Source organism: Paenibacillus sp. PvP094 (genome assembly GCF_040546835.1).
Lineage (GTDB): Bacteria > Bacillota > Bacilli > Paenibacillales > Paenibacillaceae > Paenibacillus > Paenibacillus illinoisensis.
In genome coordinates, this window is the sequence record NZ_JBEPOM010000001.1 from 105096 (window position 1) to 121320 (window position 16225).

Consider the following 16225-nt stretch of genomic DNA (forward strand, 5'->3'; position numbering starts at 1 on the left):
TCTCTCTAACCCTGTGATAAAATATCACTTTAGGTTAGTGAGAGGTTTTTTTTATTCCTGCTTTTTATTCCTGTTTCTTTATTTTCGATATCCTACACTTTTACAGTTCAACTATAGCTTTTACCACATGTGTATCTGGGAGCAACCACTTGTCCATGGCGGAAGGAAGCTCAGTTAAAGGCTCCCGATGCGTAATGTAGCCATCCATGCTGAGCTTTTTCTGCCGCAAAGTCGATATCACTTGCTCAAAATCTGCACGCGTTGCATTACGGCTGCCCAGTATGCTCATCTCCCGCTTATGAAACTCAGGATCATGAAACGTAATATCGGCTTTGACCAATCCCACATAGATCAATTGTCCGCCATGAGCTACATACCGAATGGCCTCATTCATGGACTGCACATTGCCTGTTGCATCAAATACAGTGGCAGCGTAATCCCCTTCTGTCACTTCAGCTACCTGCTCCACCACTTGATCTGTTGCCTGTATTACAACATCTGCCCCAGCCCAGGTGCGGCTTAGTTCCAATCGGTCCAGGTTCCGATCAATGGCGATTACTCGGGCCCCGGCCTGTTTCGCAAAAGCCATGACCCCAAGTCCGATCGGTCCTGCCCCGATGACTATAATCTGCTCCCCTGGCTGCACACCTGCTCTTCTTACTGCATGAGCACCGATACTGAGCGGTTCAACCATCGCTGTTTCATCCAGGGTCAGTCCTTCCGCCTTAATCAAATGGGAAACAGGCACACTGATTCTTTCGCGCATCCCTCCGTCCACATGTACTCCCATGACCTGCATGGATGCACAGCAATTGGTTTTCCCTGTTCGACAGGCAATACAGTGACCACAGTGCAGATAGGGAATAATGCTTACCTGATCTCCAACTTGAAGGCCAGCAGTATTCGGGCCAATGTCATCAATGATCCCTGACAGTTCATGTCCCAGAATACGAGGATAGGTAAAATAGGGCTGGTTGCCTTTATAAGCATGCAGATCCGTCCCGCAGATGCCAATCCGCTTGATGGATACAATAGCCTCATGTTCAGCTCGAATCGGTTCGTCGGTATCCTGTATTGTCAAACGATTGATCTCTTCGCACACAACAGCCTTCATCCCTGTTCCCCCTTCGCTGCTTTCTGTTGTGGTTCGTTATACTCGGGACGACCACTAGTCCACGTTATATTATGAACGGGTGCCAGAATGCGCAGTACCTCTGCCAAAAGCTCTTCTTCGAGTGGTTCATCTACCCACTCGGCATTATGACGGATATTATTTACACTTGCGCTGCTCACCAGTGTGGTTGGGATCTGTTCATTTGCGGTAGCAAACTGCACAGCCAGCTTGGCAATATTCGCACCTTGCTCTGCACAGAACTGCGCAGCTTCAAGACAGACTTGTTTGACGCGTTCCTCTGCTGGATGCCAGGCGGGCGTCCCTCTTGTACCTAATAAGCCCATGGAGAGAGGCGAAGCATTAACGAGGCCAACTCCCTCTTTTTCCAATAACGGCAGCAAGGACAATAATGAGGTATCATTCAATGCATAATGACAATACGAGATGATGGCATCGGCATCAATCTGCGGCAGCACTTTCTCGAACAAGGGCAGGGGCAGACCACAGACTCCCGCATGACGAATTACACCCTGCTCTTTCAGTTCCAGCAAGGTTGGATAGGCTTCTTCAATAATGATCTCTGCTGGTGCAAACTCAATATCATGCAGGAACAGAATATCGATATAATCGGTGTGCAATCGGTCCAGACTTTCCTTGACACTATCCTGAATGCGCTTACGGGAAAAATCAAACTCATTCTCTCCGTATCGTCCCGCCTTGGTTGATAAAATATATGAACTGCGCGGCTGGCTTCGTATCGCTTCCCCCAGTACCGTCTCTGCCTTGGTTAGACCATAATAGGGTGACACATCTATATAGTTCATTCCTGCATCCAGAGCTGCATGTACCGTACGAATACCTTCCTCGCGGTCAATATCGCGAAATACCGAACCCAGGGAAGACGCGCCAAAACTCAACACAGGTACATCAAGACCGGTCCTGCCAAGCATCCTTCTCTTCATTCACTTGCTCCTTTCCAGCATGTCTGTTGCTCCGTTTCTTTCATTTTAACAGTTCAATATCATTATAAAATATCGCCATATGCGTAATATGTACTCTTTCATGACCTAGGAATGGCCCCTTATGGCAAGCATCCAACAAAAAAACCACGGATTACCCTTCAATGGGCAGCCCGTGGTCTTCATTCTAGTACCTAGATATAAATAAATCCTCTTATTAGTTCTGCATGACAAAATCTTGCTGCACGGAATTCTCTTCTTCATCAAACATGCGCAGAATATCGTATCTTGTATTACGCTGTGCCGGAATATAACCCGCCTCACGAATAAGCTGAAGAATCGAGCCAATATTGACTTTGTATGTAGCACCCGCTGCGGATACGACATTCTCTTCAATCATCGTGCTGCCGAAATCATTACAGCCAAATTCAAGCGATTTCTTACCGATTTCAGGACCCATGGTTACCCATGAAGATTGAATGTTTTTGATATTATCAAGTACAAGTCGGCTGATCGCTACCGTCTTCAGGTATTCTTCCGGAGTTTGGCGCTCCAGTTTCAGATTCGTATTATCCGGCTGGAATGTCCAAGGAATGAATGCCAGGAAGCCTTCTGAGTCATATTTGTTCGCAATACACTCATCCTGGGCTTCACGTACACGAAGCAGGTGAAGTGCACGCTCTTCCATCGATTCGCCCAAACCGATCACCATGGTTGCGGTTGTGTTCATCCCGATCCGGTGAGCTGTCTGCATAACGTCCATCCAGTCGCGCCATGAACCTTTCAGACGGCTGATTTTGCGGCGTGTACGGTCATCCAGAATCTCAGCGCCTCCACCTGGCAAGGAATCCAGTCCTGCTTCGTGAATGGCACTTACGACCTCTTCCAGCGTAAGACCATCCGAAACTTCTACCATTTTCATAATCTCCGCTGGTGAGAAGGAGTGCATGGTGATGTTCGGGAAACGTTCTTTGATTGCTTTTAACAGATCCGTGTAATAGCTGAAAGGCAGATTGGGATTCGTTCCGCCTTGCATCAGAATCTCAGTACCGTTCACATCTTGTGTTTCCTGAATTTTCTGGAAAATCACTTCGTCCGGCAATACGTATCCTTCATCTGATCCAGGTCTGCGATAGAAAGCACAAAAACGGCAGTACACATCACACACGTTGGTGTAGTTGACGTTACGCCCAATGACAAATGTTCTGTATGGCTCAGGGTGCATACGCTTCATAATAACATTGGCAGCTGCCCCGATTTTGTCGACTTCATTCGATTCAAACAGCTGAATTGTGTCTTCCAGGTCTAATCGTTCGCCCCGAAGGGCTTTATCTAAGATACGGTCTACCGTACTCATCGTAAAAAGCCTCCCTCATGAAGAGAAAATATGTTCACGATCCGTCCCGACTTGTATATATGCCAGCCTTGTGCATGATTGGTTGGTTCCAAACGATTGCGTAGAAATAGAAATTCTAGGTGGATTGGAACCTTTCGATCCATTCTGGGTTAATGAAAAAACGGCTCATTGAATCTATGCATAAGACGCATCGCTTGCAAGTGCTGGTGGCAACATCGCATTTCTGTACTCTGTCTATCGTAACACAGGTTACATGTGAAAAAAAGCACCTTATGGAAAGGTGCCCTAATTTTAAGTAAAAATATTGACATATTCATTCTATTATAATTGCAGCTTTTTTAGACTGATTTATTGATTGTTCGGCTAGCCAAAAAAAATGATGATTATGATTCCTGAAGCGCCTGATCCAGATCAGCAATCAGATCATCGATATCTTCCAGCCCCACTGAGAAGCGCAGCAGCCCATCGGTAATGCCCCGTTCAAGGCGAACCTCAGCAGGCATCGCTGCATGGGACATCATCGCAGGATAGGACAGAATACTCTCCACAGCACCCAGACTGACTGCCACAATTGGCAGTTTCACCCGGTTAAGCACCGCTTTGGCACGGTCACCCGAGCCTACGTCAAATGAGACAACCGCTCCGTAACCCGTGGATTGGCGCTCGTGAGCTTCACGACCCGGATGCTCCAGCAGTCCAGGATAGTATACTGCGGTAATATCGCTGCGTCCGCTAAGCCAGGCAGCCAGCTTCGCCGTGCTTTGTTCACTGTGTGCCATACGAGCTCCAAGTGTTTTCATGCCGCGCATTAGAAGCCAGGATTCTTGAGCACCCAGCACGGTACCAAGCCCATTTTGAAGCTGTTTGAGTTGTCTCCCCAGCTCTTCGGTACGGGCAACGGCAAGTCCGGCAAGTACGTCACTATGTCCACCAAGAAACTTGGTTGCACTATGTACAACAATGTCCACGCCGAGCTCAATCGGGCGCTGATAATATGGCGTCATAAATGTGTTATCGAGAATGGTGATCAGCTCATGTTCCTGTGCCCAGGATGTGACGGCAGCAATATCCGTGATCCGCAGGGTCGGGTTGGAAGGTGTCTCCATATAGACTGCCTTCGTATTCGGCTTGATGGCCGCCTTCACCTCTTCAAGATTGGTCATATCCACAAACGTCGTCTCAATTTGCATTCTGCTAAGAATGGACGTGAGCAGGCGGTATGTTCCTCCATACACATCTTCTGTTACGATCATGTGGTCGCCTGCCGAGAACATCAGGAACACACTGGAGATTGCAGCCATTCCTGAAGAGTAGGCGAATCCTCGAGCTCCACCTTCAAGCAGTGTGATGTAATCCTCCAATGCTTGACGTGTCGGATTACCCGAACGGCTGTAATCATGCTGTGGTGGATTAAAGATATCAAAATGATGGAATGTGGATGCCTGGTAGATTGGTACGCTGGAGGCTCCCGTTGTTTTATCCACTTCGTCACCAAAATGCAGCAGCTTGGTATCAAACTTCAATTCGGATTGCTTGTTGTTCTGCTCACTCATGATGTACGCCTCCTTCAACCTCACGCTGCGCAGCTTCCAGGGCATTCCCCAAATCCGCAATCAGATCGTCTGCATGCTCAATTCCTACCGAGAATCGCAGCAAGCGGTCATCGACACCTACAGCGTCGCGTATTTCGAGCGGGATATCTGCATGCGTCTGCACCGCAGGATACGTCATCAATGATTCAACGCCGCCAAGACTCTCGGCAAAAGCAATTAACTTGATATGGCGCAGCAACGGTTCAACTAAACGGGCATCTTTGACTTTGAAAGAGAAGATGCCTGTGTTTCCTCTAGATTGTTTCTTCTGCACTTCGTATCCCGGGTGATCTGACAAACCAGGGTGATATACTTCCCCCACGGATGGATGTTCCAGCAAATACTTGGCAATCGTAAGTGAATTATACTCATGACGCTCCATACGCAGCGCGAGTGTCTTCATGCCTTTCATCAACTGATAGGAATCACTTGGAGATAGTACCGCACCAATGGAGTTATGCAGGAATGCCATTTCGGCTGACAATTCCTCGCCCTTGGTGATAATCAATCCGGCAAGCACATCGTTGTGTCCACCCAGGTATTTGGTTGCACTATGAATAACGATATCTGCTCCGAGTTCGATAGGACGCTGGAAGAACGGCGTCAGCAGTGTATTGTCCACAATCGTCAACAGGTTATGGCTTTTCGCCCAGGAGCTGACCGCTTCAATATCCGTAATCATCATAAGTGGATTGGTTGGCGTCTCGATAAATACAGCTTTGGTGTTCGGCTGACGAATGTCTTCCATGGCCACCAGATCATTCGTGTCCACGTAGCTTGCCGTTACGCCAAAACGAGACAGGATACGCTCTAGAAGACGATACGTTCCCCCATACAGATCCAGCGAGACAATCAGATGATCCCCCTGTCCAAACATGGCGAAGATCGTTTGCAGCGCTGCCATGCCCGAGCTACAGGCAAAACCGGCATCACCTGATTCGAGTGCAGCTGCAGCTTCTTCCAGTACCTTACGCGTTGGATTGGTTGTACGAATGTAGTCAAAGCCTGTGCTCTGCCCGAGCTTCGGATGGCGGAATGCCGTTGATTGATAGATGGGGAAATTCACGGCACCAGTCACCGGTTCATTGACGGATCCGATTTGAGCCAAGCGGCTTTCGATTTTCAACTTATTGTCTTCCATTGCAGTATCCTCCTGTAATCTCGATTAGATTTGCGGGCCAATATCGTAAGGCGTTTCCTGATACACATAGTAATTGAGCCAATTAGAGAATAATAAGTTTGCATGTGCCCGCCAGGTTGCCGGAGGAACACGGGATGGGTCGTCGTTTGGAAAATAGTTTCTTGGCAGTGCGATATCCAATCCCTTGGATGCATCGCGGTCATATTCCCATTTCAAGGACAATGGATCATACTCCGCATGCCCTGTCACAAAAATTTGTTTGCCATCTTTGGTGGCAACCAGGAAAATGCCAGCTTCCTCCGATTCGGCCAAAATTTCGAGGTTATCGTTCTTCTCAATATCCTCGCGCCGAACTTCGGTATGACGGGAATGTGGGACATTGAACACTTCATCAAATCCGCGAAGCAGCTGTACGTGAGATTTGTTAATCGTATGTGGAAATACGCCAAAACACTTCTCTTCCAGCGCTACCTTAGGTACACCGAAATGATGGTACAGACCAGCCTGAGAAGCCCAACAGATGTGCATGGTCGATGTGACGTTGGTTTTGGTCCAATCGAAGATCTCCTGAATTTCCTTCCAATAATTCACGTCTTCGAAATCCATTTGCTCAACAGGGGCACCTGTAATGATCATCCCGTCAAAACGGCGGTGTTCAATCTCATCAAAGGTTTTATAGAAAAGATTCAGATACTCCTGTGACGTGTTCTTCGATATGTGGGACTTGGGATGAACCAGAACGATATCAACCTGTATAGGGGTATTCCCCACCAAACGAAGCAGTTGGGTTTCTGTTGTTTCCTTGGTAGGCATCAGGTTTAATATAGCAATGCGTAGTGGACGAATATCCTGCTGGTAAGCATGTGTCTCGTCCATTACGAAGATGTTCTCACCTGCGAGGACTTCCTTGGCAGGCAGTGCGTCTGGAATTTTAATTGGCATGATGTACAAACTCCTCCTTGTGCATAGATAGATGCAGCCATCACAGGCTTGATGTGTTACACATCAAAATTGTTCTAGACTGCCATGAGCTTGTCTATAGGTGGCGAATTGCAAAAAGCGCAACGCTCTAACCTGACAAACTCAAGTTCCATAGCGAAAATCAGTGCTGAGAAGTCGGTGCATATAACAAAGACCTTCCTCGGATTCCGAGAAAGGTCATATGTAAATAGATATGCGCCTCTCTCATCTCTCAGTTACAACAGTGCCTCAATGGACACTTAGTCGCTGCAAGAATTAGCACCGTGCGGTATACCGCCGGTTGCCGGGTTTCATCGGGCCAGTCCCTCCACCTACTCTTGATAAGATTTCGCCTTATTCAATTGTGTATTTAGTGTACTTCACCGTCTACTTTAAAACATTAATCCTCTCACGTCAAGCATGTAGTTTTATGTCTGTTCATGTAGGCCGGAACCGTTTGTCTATCACTGTCATACACTGCTTCAGGGCGCGAAATAGACACATTTTTGCGCTTGAAAGCACCATGTACCAGCGGTATACTAAACAAGTGTTGCAAACCCTTATGTGAGAGGTGACATATTCAATGGATGGCGACCCGAGGCCTGACTGTCAGCCGTATTCCGACAAACTGCATAGAGAATTGACATCAGCATGCCGGCAGCGGGACGTTATTTCCGTTTGATTATAGAGCGAACGCAGTCCTGACTTCCAGGTTCCGCTGCCGACCGGCTGATCTGTTCTTTTTGCGCCCATATTGATGAAAATCCGCCTGTTTGGCGGGTGCAGAAGGAGTGGATGAACGATGAAAATCCGGTTGGTAAACAACGGTGTATTTATCCCGGTGGACGATATTGAGCAGGCGCTGACGCCACCAGCTGAGGGATTTTACTGGATCGATGCAGACGTTGATGATCTGGCGGTACTTCAGCCGCTGTTCATGATGCATGATCTGGCTGTAGAGGACTGTTTGAGTGATGAAGAACAGCGTCCGAAGATTGAAATTTATGAGAGCCATTATTTTATTGTCGTAAACAGCATTCGATTTGATGACGAAGAGATCTTTTTGCGTGCGGTTAACATGTTTCTAGGGAGACACTATATCATTAGTGTTACGAAGCAGAAGGTCAGCGAACTGCGGACCTTGAAGCCTATTCTGTGGGAACAGGAAGTCAGCACCCCGGATCGTCTCCTGTATCTGTTGGTCGATTTGATTGTGGATAACTACTTTACCGTCGGCGACCGGATCGAAGCACGCATTGAGAAATTGGAAGAAGATATTTTGATGCATACGAAAAAGTCCCATTTGAATGAAATTATCGGGCTGCGCAGTGAGATTCTGTGGCTCAAAAAAGTTCTGGGACCTCAAAAAGAGGTCATCAACACGCTGAATAAAAAAGACTTGCGTCTGATCGATGATCAACTGCAGAAGTATTTCAGTGACATCTATGAGAATGCTGTGAAAATATCCGAGACGTTTGAGACTTATCGAGACCTGATGGGAAACTTGCGAGAAGCTTACCAATCCAGTATCGCCAACCGGGCGAACGAAATCATGCGCGTGTTTACCGCCATTACAACGGTGTTCATGCCCCTGACGGTCATTACCGGCATCTATGGGATGAACTTCAACAACATGCCTGAGCTGGACTGGAAGTATGGATATTTTGTAGTCATTGGCCTGATGGTGACCCTCGGCCTGAGCATGTTCTTTATTTTCCGCAAAAAAGATTGGATCTGAACGTATTCATTCAAAAAGACGAAGCGCTCCATCCAGGGAGAAGCGGCTTCGTCTTTTTTTCTGTACTCAAAAACTTCTCTCGAAACGATATGGGGTGTCTACCCGACGTTCTGCTCTGTTTCTACATGTCTTCGGAATCGAATGCGGATCATGCGCAATCTCTCGTACACTTGCTCCAGATTGCCGCTAACCGGCTTATCTCCGCCGTATACTCTATGTAATACAGGTTTCAGGAAACTGTCTCCCAGCTCCTCGTATGCACTCCAGACCGCCTCCTGCTCCTGCTCAGGCATTATCGCAAGCTCTGCATCCAGGAGGCTATCTGTATCATAACCTTCCGTATCGAGTGTCTCCAGCAGTTCAATCAGCTCTCTGCGGGATAGTCCGGAGCGGTTCACAATCTCTTCCAGCGTATACCCTTCCTTCATACCCTCAAGCACCTGCTTGCGAGTGGTGAATTTGTCCAGCTCCTGCTTATATTTCTGTTCTTTTTGCTTGTACAACCAGCTCTCATATTCATCTTCGGACAAGACAGACTGTACCCAATCAAGTGGAAAAGCAGTCGAACGCTCTACTCCGCTTGTAAGCTCCATCCACTCCTGACCGTATTCACTTGCCTTACTCTCCCCAACACCTGGTAACTGCATGAGTTCATCCATGGTTTGTGGAACGAATGCACTGATCATGCGTAGCAAACGATTCGTTGCAATAAAGTATGGGGCCTTCCGGTCAGACGCAGCCCTTCTTCTCCGCCAAGTGCATAGATCAGCATATAATTCTTCATTGCCGTAGCGTTCACTATAACAATGAAGACGCTGTCCACCATAACTGCGTAATTTCAGATCTTCCGTCTCATGAAACAGTCCCTGAATCAATGGCCGGTAACCTTCACTCATTCGAATCGCCAACTGGTGGCGATAAATATGGAGCAGTTCTTCCCAGGAGCTCCCCTCATACCAGATGCTGTCTTCGCGATCTCCTTCCTCATAATGGCTCCACCCGAGATGCCAAGCACCTTCCTCCTCACCAATCCATAGCTGAGCGTGTTCCTCATGTTGACCTGACAATTTAGACAATCTGTTCATGAAAATGACTTCCATCGATTTCCCCTCCTTAATATTGCAGCCTATTCACAGTTAGATGAGCCGCCTCCAGGCAACAAAAAAAGCACCTCCCCTGCAAATTCATTGCAAGAGAGGTGCTTCCTCATTAACCGTAGTATGCTGTTGCTCATATCTTACCACAATGGAAAAATTCGTCAACCTCTTGTGATCAATTGAATTACTTGTTCAAAGCCAATTTGGCCAAGGCCAGCGATCCGCACAAACCGGCATTGTCACCAAGGCCTGGCGGAACGACATACTCTTCGATCCCCGAGTGAAGGGCCGGATGCTGAACATATCCATTTAACAGCTCCTGCAATTTGCTGCGCACCATAGGGAACAGATGCTCCTGCTTCATGACCCCACCACCCATCACAATTTTTTCCGGAGTGAGAATCAGTACATAATTCATGAGTGCGTGCGCCAGATAGTGTGCCTCAATCTCCCAGGCTTTGTGATCTGCTGGCAGCTCATATGCCGGCTGGTCCCAACGTTTATTGATAGCTGGTCCCGCTGCGAGCCCTTCCAGGCAGTCTCCGTGGTACGGACAAAAACCTTCATATGTATCCTCAGGGTGTCGGCGTACAATAATATGTCCCATCTCTGGATGAGATAAACCGTGAACCATTTTGCCGCCTACGACTGCACCGGCACCAATACCGGTTCCGACAGTGATATACAGACAGCTCTCCAGTCCTTGTGCTGCTCCCCAGGTTGCTTCTCCAAGCGCAGCTCCATTTACATCTGTATCAAACGTCATCGGCACATCAAAATGTTCCTTGAGTTTGCCAATGATATCATACTGACCCCAATGAGGCTTCGGTGTAGTTGTAATATATCCGTACGTAGGACTTCCTTCAATCGGGTCAATTGGTCCAAAAGAACCCACGCCCAAAGCTTCAATCCCCTTGCCTTCAAAGAAAGCGATAACCTGCGCCATCGTTTCTTCCGGTGTCGTTGTAGGAAAACTTACCCGTTCAAGCACTTCACCATTCTCTGTTCCAATCCCACATACAAATTTGGTTCCCCCAGCTTCAATTGCGCCTAAAATCGTCAAGTTAGTCACACTCCCAAGTTAGTTTAAAGTGAAATTCATCTTTCGTTCTGGACGATGATATGTTGTGAATCTACTGCCCGCTCTCCAGCTTATCCAAACGTTTCAATAACGTTTGCCTCCAGCTATCTGACAGCGATGGAATAGCCAGTAATGCACGCATTCCGGCGGCATCCTTCTTCCCCTGATGCATGACCCGGTTGGCCTCTAGAACGGTCATGGATGCAGGGTCTGTGCGAATACGCATGAACGGAGAGTCAGGAGCGACTTCTCCCTCCTCCAGTACGCGAAAATAGAAACCGGTATAGCCGCTTTCCTGAAAATATACAGGCAGCTCTTTGAAATCATATCGGGCAGCGAGTTTGAAGCAGGGTTGTCTTGGCTGGCTAACCTGAACCAAAGCTCCGCCCAGTTCATATACATCACCAATCCGGACTTGATCCTCGGAGCAGCCTTCCACCGTTAAATTCTCACCACAAGCTCCCCAGTCCAGCTTGCGCTCCATCAGTTGTTCCAGTACGGAATACCGACTGTAATCGTATACACAAACAGCCTTATCCGGTCCGCCGTGATGCTCCAGGTCCGCCTGGCCATCTCCTGTCATTCCAGTGAATGACAGGAAAACCGGGCCGGATACGGGATGTTTGACAATGCCGCTCAGCACTTCACGCTTCTGGCCAGGCAACGGCTGAGGCTGGCCCACATTAATGGCAAGAACAGCTGTATTACGTTCTGCTGACTGTTGATCATGTGCGAGTGTCATGTGCTTCATACCTCCCATACGATTAGTACTTTAACGGACTGAGCCGCCAAAAACGAGTGTATTACTTAACAACCGCCCTGGTGAAGTCAACATCTTGCCACCTGCATACAAGCCCGAGGAAGCTCCGCCATCCAGATTCATGGCCTGCTTGGCACCAAGCTTCTGCATGACTGCCGCCCATTCCTTAATGGTAGCTCCCGACACAGTTGCAAGCATTACTGAACCGTCACCCATGATGGCAATCCCGCTTCTGGCACCCGAGGCATTCAGAATCTTGGTATCCTTGAATCCTTCGCTGGTTGGGTTCACGGCGACTTTGCCGTCTTTCACAAGACGAGGACCAGCACCAACAGCAGTTACTACGTCTTCCCAAGGAATCTCTTTGCCTGATGCATTGGTATATTTGTAGTTCATTTCTACAGTCGAACCCACAGAGAAGCGATCTGCAGTAGATTTCTGATTGCCCGTAAAGACCAATACCGATCCATTCTTCGGAATCGCTACATTGTTATTGGCTACTTTTTTGGTGACAATCCCTTTCTCCATCACAACTGCAGTACCACCCTTGAATCCAACTTTGGGGCCGCGCTCCGGAGTATAGAGCATTGATATGCTCGCATTCGCAGAAGGTGTACGGTTAATGAATGTTGCGTACCAGCTGCGTGACTTACCTGCTGAATCGGTAACTTTACCTGTAAGACTTACCTGAAGTGAATCCATTATTGCTGTTCCATCTTCCTTGAAACCTATCGTTGTTCCGTATCGTCCAATATGTATGACTTTTCCATTTGCTATTAACATGCCATAAGGATCTGGTGCTCCGTTATACGCTTCAAAAAACGCCCCATTAATGGCTGCTTGAGCACCATATGATTTTACAATGGAAGGCAATGTTGCCGTTTGTCCTACCTGTTTCTTGGCTAATCCTACAGTCACCGGTGTTCCTTTGGGAATGCTTACCGTTTGTACGGTGAAATTTCGTCCTGCTGCTTTTACTTTCTGTACTTTGGTGCTTATTGCCGCTTTTGCATCGGCTGTTTGCGGAGCGCTTACTGCGCCTGATAGTAATACCGGCAAAGCCAGGACGAGGGCCATAGCCCCTGTCCACCACTTTCTACCGGCACGTTTGGTCTGCATGTTGCTCACCCTATTGCCACTCCCATCCAAGAGCCCAGGCTCTTCATCTCAAGTTGTTCGAACTTGTCCATCACCGTATCCGGATCAAGACGCAATTCACATACATCCAGTGCGCAGGCTACCGGAACAGCGCAGTGAATCTCTGCCAGTTTACGGGACAGATGCAGCATGTCGAGATCATTCTCGATTTTTTTACGTACCGATGGCGTGAGTTTATCCAAATTATCCAGAATACCCTCAATGGTGCCATATTCCTGTACGAGTTTTAGAGCTGTTTTCTCACCGATTCCACGTACTCCAGGGTAATTGTCACTTGCATCTCCCATCAGACCTTTCATATCAATGATTTGACGAGGAGTCAACTGCTTCTCTGCCATGAGAGATTCAGGCGTATACACCATGTAGTTGCCGTGGCCTTTTTTCATAATAATAATGCTTGTCCGGTCATTGATCAGCTGCAGCATATCATGGTCACCGGTCAGCACCATCACGTTCATATCCGTCTGCTCCGTATAATACTTGGCCAGTGTACCGATGCAGTCATCGGCTTCATACCCTTCCGCTCCAATATTCGGAATACCCAGGCTGTCCATGACTTCACGGATCAATGCAAACTGGGGAATCAGATCATTCGGTGCTTCAGGACGATTGCCTTTGTATGCCGCGTACTCTTCACCGCGAAACGTCTTGCCACCCATATCCCAGCAGCATACCACATGACTTGGTCCGAAAGTCTGAACTGCATCCCAGAAATAACGGATAAATCCGTATACCGCATTGGTTGGCAAGCCTGCCTTTGTACGTCTGATATATCCGCTTGCAGATGTCGCATAAAATGCACGGAACAACACCGCCATACCGTCTACCAGCAACAAAGTAGGTTCATTACGTTGATTCACTTGATTTTGTTCTCTCCTATCTGTATATAGCAAATAAAATATCGAAACTAATTCTATCATTATAGCATAGTTCCGCCAAGCATCGTTCAGCCAAAAAAGCCCTGAATGTTGAACATTTCAGGGCTGCTAATCGGCTTCATTTATGAATGGACAGACACGTCACTCAGCCTGTTGCTAAGCGTTGTTCCATTCCTGTTCATACGTCTCTTCCTTGAATCCTACGGTCACCTGCTCCCCATCTGTCACGATGGGACGCTTAATCAGACGGCCATTGGAGGCAAGCAAACGAATCTGTTCTTCAGCAGACATGCCAGGCAGCTTGTCCTTCAACTGCTGCTCCTTGTACACTTCTCCACTTGTATTGAAAAACTTCTTCACTTCAAGTCCGCTCTTCTGAATGAGCTCGGTTAATTCGGCCTCAGACGGGGGTGTGTCAAAAATGGGGATTAAATCCAGCTCGTGCCCTTGGGCTTCAAGCCATTTTACTGCTTTGCGGCAAGTTCCGCATTTTGCATACTGATATACTTTCAGTTTACTCATTACAATTTCCTCCTAAAATGCTCCGGTATTGATATATCGCTTTCCTTGGTTTGCTTCGCAAATCCAAAAGTCGCTCTACATCAATACCATCTCCATACGTTTAAAACTATTTAAAACAAATGATGATTCGAGCCCTCCTACAACTCTTCCCTTGGCTTCGCCTCGGTATCTAAACGTTTCTCCAGCGCAGCCATATCTGAAGGAAGAGGTGCATGGAACGTCATGCGTTCCTGTGTAAGTGGATGAACAAACGACAGCTCGCAGGCATGCAATGCCTGGCGATCGATCCACAAGTCCCGTTCTTCCCGCTTGGCAGCCGTCTGTTCGTCAATCTTATCCGCAGGTAATGTCTTGTACATTCGATCGCCGATTAGCGGACATCCGATCGATGTCATATGTACACGAATCTGATGCGTTCTGCCACTCTCCAGCTTCAAATTCACCGCACTTGCAGTCCCGCCGTCCCAGCGAGTGATCAAGGTGTACAGCGTTCTTGCCGGATAGCCATCAGGCGTGACAATGCGGCGATGAGGTTCCTCCGGATCACGGTCGATTGCACCATCAACAGACCCCTGTTCGGGAGCAGGATTTCCATGTACAAACGCAATATACTTTTTGTCCACAGTTCCTGCGATCATCTGTTCAGATACATGCTGATGCACATATGGATTTTTGGCAATAGCCAGCACCCCGGAAGTCTCCTGATCCAAACGATGAATGGGTCTAAACCGGAAAAGCTCTCCCTTGGACTTCCAGTAATGAACAACACCATTCGCCAACGTTCCTGTATAGTGTCCATGTGTCGGATGCACAATTACGCCGGCATCCTTGTTAACAATAAGCAAATGCTCATCTTCATACAAAATGGAAAAAGGAATGGATTCCGGCAAAATGTCATCCGATTCCTCCTGTTCCATCCGAATCTCCACGATATCTCCAGCCGATACCTTCACGCTGATATACACGCGTTCTCCATTCAACATAATTCCCTGCTCCGTGAGCTTCAGCCTGGACAAGAGCTTGCGCGATACCTGCAGCCGCCGCTGAAGCACAGTTTTCAGCAGCCAGCCATCTTCATGTTCGGGAACGGTGTAGATAATCGGCGAATAATAGCCGCTCATTCTTTGCGGCGGAACACTTTTTTGCTCCGTACATATTCAATATCCGACACCTGCTGTCTGGCATTGGCTGTCCGTGCTACAACGAAGAAATAATCAGACAGACGGTTCAAGTAACGGCGTACCGCAGGATTAATATCCGTATGCTGTCCCAATGTTACCGTGCGGCGCTCTGCACGCCGGCATACCGTACGGCACACATGAAGCGCTGAAGACAGCGGGCTGCCTCCCGGGATAATGAACCGTTCCACTTTCGGGTTCTCCGCATCATACTGATCAATCCATTGTTCAAGCCGGGTGACCATGTCATCCCGCACTTTGTATTTGGTTTCGCTGATTTTCACAAACGCCAGGTCGGACCCGCAATCAAACAATTCTTGCTGAACCTCCAGCAAATGTTCGCGCAAATCCTCAAATTTCCCCTCTGTATCATCGATCAGACTGATTGCCTGGCCGACAAAACAATTAAGTTCATCGATGGTACCGTAAGCTTCAACGCGGTCGTCATCTTTGATCACCCGTCCTCCGATGACCGAAGTTTGCCCTTCATCACCTGTTCGTGTATAGATGCCCATTTGCAATCCCTCCAAATGTTTAATTTCATTCACATGGCAAAACATCGGTTAATTCTTAATATGCCTGCCCTTCTAATCTCAACTTAACCAGTATACTTGACCTCTGCTTGATACGGAAATGTATTTTTTTCAGAAACCGCTTGTACCCTTTGCACGTATATATGAATTGGCGTGC

The 16225-nt window shown here is 47.8% G+C and carries 15 protein-coding genes and 1 riboswitch; of the genes, 1 reads left to right on the forward strand and 14 read right to left on the reverse strand.

What is annotated here, in order from left to right:
- Positions 1 to 100: 100 nt before the first annotated feature.
- From ABIC22_RS00530 to metA, 6 genes are all read right to left on the reverse strand, one after another.
- Positions 101 to 1114, reverse strand: a complete 1014-nt coding sequence (locus ABIC22_RS00530) for a zinc-binding alcohol dehydrogenase family protein (protein ID WP_354477122.1) — start codon at positions 1112 to 1114, stop codon at positions 101 to 103.
- Positions 1111 to 2076, reverse strand: coding sequence for an aldo/keto reductase (locus tag ABIC22_RS00535; RefSeq protein WP_354477125.1), 966 nt, complete (start codon positions 2074 to 2076; stop codon positions 1111 to 1113). Before ABIC22_RS00535 ends, ABIC22_RS00530 begins: the two co-directional genes overlap by 4 nt.
- Positions 2077 to 2290: 214 nt before the next feature.
- A complete protein-coding gene (gene mqnC, locus ABIC22_RS00540; protein WP_354477128.1) occupies positions 2291 to 3430 on the reverse strand; it encodes a cyclic dehypoxanthinyl futalosine synthase in 1140 nt (379 codons plus the stop codon).
- Positions 3431 to 3813: 383 nt separating this feature from the next.
- On the reverse strand, positions 3814 to 4983 hold the full coding sequence (locus ABIC22_RS00545) for a trans-sulfuration enzyme family protein (RefSeq protein WP_354477131.1): 1170 nt from the start codon (positions 4981 to 4983) through the stop codon (positions 3814 to 3816).
- Positions 4976 to 6163: a PLP-dependent transferase gene (locus ABIC22_RS00550; protein WP_127539434.1), complete on the reverse strand. Its 1188-nt coding sequence runs from the start codon at positions 6161 to 6163 to the stop codon at positions 4976 to 4978. The genes ABIC22_RS00545 and ABIC22_RS00550 overlap by 8 nt, the downstream gene beginning before the upstream one ends.
- A gap of 24 nt (positions 6164 to 6187) precedes the next feature.
- Positions 6188 to 7105: a homoserine O-acetyltransferase MetA gene (gene metA, locus ABIC22_RS00555; protein ID WP_127539433.1), complete on the reverse strand. Its 918-nt coding sequence runs from the start codon at positions 7103 to 7105 to the stop codon at positions 6188 to 6190.
- Positions 7106 to 7345: 240 nt separating this feature from the next.
- Positions 7346 to 7471, reverse strand: a riboswitch (SAM riboswitch).
- Positions 7472 to 7925: 454 nt separating this feature from the next.
- On the opposite strand from metA, the gene corA reads away from it, so the two are divergent.
- Complete coding sequence (gene corA / locus ABIC22_RS00560; protein WP_127539432.1) at positions 7926 to 8861, forward strand: magnesium/cobalt transporter CorA; 936 nt, start codon at positions 7926 to 7928, stop codon at positions 8859 to 8861.
- A 98-nt stretch (positions 8862 to 8959) separates the two neighbouring features.
- Here corA and ABIC22_RS00565 read toward each other — a convergent pair whose 3' ends face one another.
- The 8 genes from ABIC22_RS00565 to ABIC22_RS00600 all read right to left on the reverse strand — a co-directional run bounded on the left by ABIC22_RS00565 (position 8960) and on the right by ABIC22_RS00600 (position 16050).
- The gene (locus ABIC22_RS00565; protein ID WP_354477136.1) at positions 8960 to 9961 is read right to left on the reverse strand and encodes an HRDC domain-containing protein; all 1002 of its coding nucleotides are present in this window, start codon (positions 9959 to 9961) and stop codon (positions 8960 to 8962) included.
- A 181-nt stretch (positions 9962 to 10142) separates the two neighbouring features.
- Positions 10143 to 11021 (reverse strand): ROK family protein, encoded by an 879-nt coding sequence (locus tag ABIC22_RS00570; RefSeq protein ID WP_127539430.1) that lies wholly within the window; start codon positions 11019 to 11021, stop codon positions 10143 to 10145.
- Between the two features lie 70 nt (positions 11022 to 11091).
- Positions 11092 to 11781: an MOSC domain-containing protein gene (locus ABIC22_RS00575; RefSeq protein ID WP_127539429.1), complete on the reverse strand. Its 690-nt coding sequence runs from the start codon at positions 11779 to 11781 to the stop codon at positions 11092 to 11094.
- A 30-nt stretch (positions 11782 to 11811) separates the two neighbouring features.
- Complete coding sequence (locus tag ABIC22_RS00580) at positions 11812 to 12918, reverse strand: phosphodiester glycosidase family protein (protein ID WP_354485801.1); 1107 nt, start codon at positions 12916 to 12918, stop codon at positions 11812 to 11814.
- A gap of 5 nt (positions 12919 to 12923) precedes the next feature.
- Positions 12924 to 13817, reverse strand: coding sequence for a 5'-3' exonuclease (locus ABIC22_RS00585; RefSeq protein ID WP_153977699.1), 894 nt, complete (start codon positions 13815 to 13817; stop codon positions 12924 to 12926).
- Between the two features lie 174 nt (positions 13818 to 13991).
- Positions 13992 to 14357 carry an arsenate reductase family protein gene (locus ABIC22_RS00590; protein ID WP_354477140.1) on the reverse strand — a complete coding sequence of 122 codons (366 nt, stop codon included), beginning with the start codon at positions 14355 to 14357 and terminating at the stop codon, positions 13992 to 13994.
- Positions 14358 to 14494: 137 nt separating this feature from the next.
- Positions 14495 to 15478, reverse strand: coding sequence for an RluA family pseudouridine synthase (locus ABIC22_RS00595; protein WP_354477143.1), 984 nt, complete (start codon positions 15476 to 15478; stop codon positions 14495 to 14497).
- Entirely contained in the window at positions 15475 to 16050 is a 576-nt protein-coding gene (locus ABIC22_RS00600; protein ID WP_127539424.1) for a cob(I)yrinic acid a,c-diamide adenosyltransferase, read from the reverse strand. Before ABIC22_RS00600 ends, ABIC22_RS00595 begins: the two co-directional genes overlap by 4 nt.
- Between the last annotated feature and the right edge of the window lie 175 nt (positions 16051 to 16225).